Source organism: Yoonia sp. (genome assembly GCF_036007805.1).
Taxonomy (GTDB): domain Bacteria; phylum Pseudomonadota; class Alphaproteobacteria; order Rhodobacterales; family Rhodobacteraceae; genus Yoonia.
The window spans coordinates 1-1,869 of the sequence record NZ_DASYOK010000076.1; the positions used below are offsets into that span (position 1 = coordinate 1).

Below are 1,869 nucleotides of genomic sequence, written 5' to 3' on the forward strand. Positions count from 1 at the left end.
GCAAGCTGCCACAGCGGCCCGTTTCTGACCGATCATGATTTTCACGCAATGGGTGTCCCCCAGATTGGCCCCGGCAAGGCCGCGCGCTTTGAAAGCCACGCCCGCGACGAAGGGCGTTTCCGTGTGACAGGTGATCCAGCAGATCTCTACGCCTTCCGCACGCCGTCATTGCGTAATGTGGCCTTGACCGGCCCTTACGGTCACTCGGGCGCGCATCGCGATTTGCGCAGCTTCATTGAAGCACATCTTGATCCGGTTGCCGCCTTGGCAGCCTACGATCTGACCGATGCGGTCCTGCCCGCGCTTCCCGTCGATGATACGCGCGGCCTGGCGGATAGCCCTGCGATCGCGCAGGCCGTCACCTACGCCCCTCGCCGGATAACAGACGCGCAGATCACGTCCTTGGTGGCGTTTCTGGACGCGCTGACTGACCCCGCCGCGATTGATGGCAAACTGGGCATTCCTGACGCCGTGCCAAGCGGGCTGCCGATAGACCAGCCCTGACCCCCATTATCGGCCCGTAAATATCCCCGCCGGAGGCATCTTTCCGCGCGTCAGCGCGCCAACCGCACCAGTTGATTTGCTTGGGCCTGATGGCTGGTTTGCTGCCCATCCGGCCAAACCACGGTCACATTGGCAGCCTCTGCCGCACCCAACCCGAAGTGCAACGGCAAGGCTTTGCCACCGCCGTGCCCGCCACCGACGGTCAGCTGCTGGCTTTGACGGTTCCCATCCGCTTCCACCACGACAGTTGCGCCCACGGCATTTATGTTACCGCCGGGCTGGGTAAGCGCAATCGCCAGCCAATTGCCGGTGTCCGGTGTGACATTGCGGTAAAGCTCCATCGGTGCGCGCCGGTTGACAACCACCAGATCGAGACGCCCGTCACCGTCAAAATCGGCCAATGCCGCGCCGCGCGCGCGTTCTTTGGTTGCAACGCCTGCAATCGCGGCGGTTTCGCGAAAGGTGCCATCGGCGTTTTGCATCAACAGGTTATTGGGGTCCTGGATCGCCAGCCCCGGCATCTGGTCGACGTTGCCTTTGGCGATAAACAAATCCGCGCGCCCGTCATTGTCCACATCCGCAAATTCGGCATGCCAGCCGGTAGAGGGGCGGCCGTCATCGCCGGTATGGGGGCGCTGGGCATAGGTGCCGATCGTGAAAGGGGCTGCGGCATAGGTGCCATCCTCTTGGGCCAGTTGCATCAACTGGTCTCCCATGGATGTCAGCATCACCTCATCGCGCCCGTCACCGGTCAGATCACGGCTCGCGATGCCCATGCCCCAGAGCGAGACATTCTTCCATCCGTCATCGGCGCCCAGAAAACGCTGATCGGCAATATCCCACATCTGCTCATAGCCTTCGCGGACATAGTAGTGCCGGTCGTTCGAGAGCCGCAGGGTCGGGCGTCCGCGCGCGTCATTGGCAGCGAGCATCGAGAGCGGACAAAAACTGGGGGTCAGCAGCGTGCTTTGATAGCCGGATGCGTCGGGCCGCAGGATCATATTGTCATCGCAAGCCCCGAAAGGTCCCTCAGGATCGGCACGGTCTACATAATTGCCGACAGCCATGACAGGTTTGCCGTCATCCTCCCACCAAGCGGTAAAAGCGGTAGACCATGCATCATCTTCAGGCAGATCATTGCTGGCGGTAAAGTGGCAATTCCCGTCGCCCATCAGAAGTTGGTTCTGACCGACGCGCAGTACAAATAGATCCATCGCACCATCAGCGTTCACATCCAGCGGATAGGCACCAGTAACGCCTGTCAGCATCGGGATGTCATGGCGCGCGAAGGTGAAATCGCCGTGATTGACCATCAATTGCGCGGGGTTTGCACCACCCGCGGCGAAGAGATCAGGCAAGGCGTCG

Annotated in this window: 2 protein-coding genes; one reads left to right on the forward strand and one right to left on the reverse strand. The window is 61.4% G+C overall.

Features of this window, described 5'->3' with window-relative positions; translation table 11 throughout:
• Window positions 1-504: cytochrome-c peroxidase (locus VGP75_RS04825; RefSeq protein WP_414727774.1), on the forward strand; the 504-nt coding region annotated here is incomplete at its 5' end.
• A gap of 50 nt (window positions 505-554) precedes the next feature.
• Here VGP75_RS04825 and VGP75_RS04830 read toward each other — a convergent pair.
• The coding region (locus VGP75_RS04830) for a CRTAC1 family protein (protein ID WP_327542577.1) at window positions 555-1,869 on the reverse strand (1,315 nt) is incomplete at its 5' end.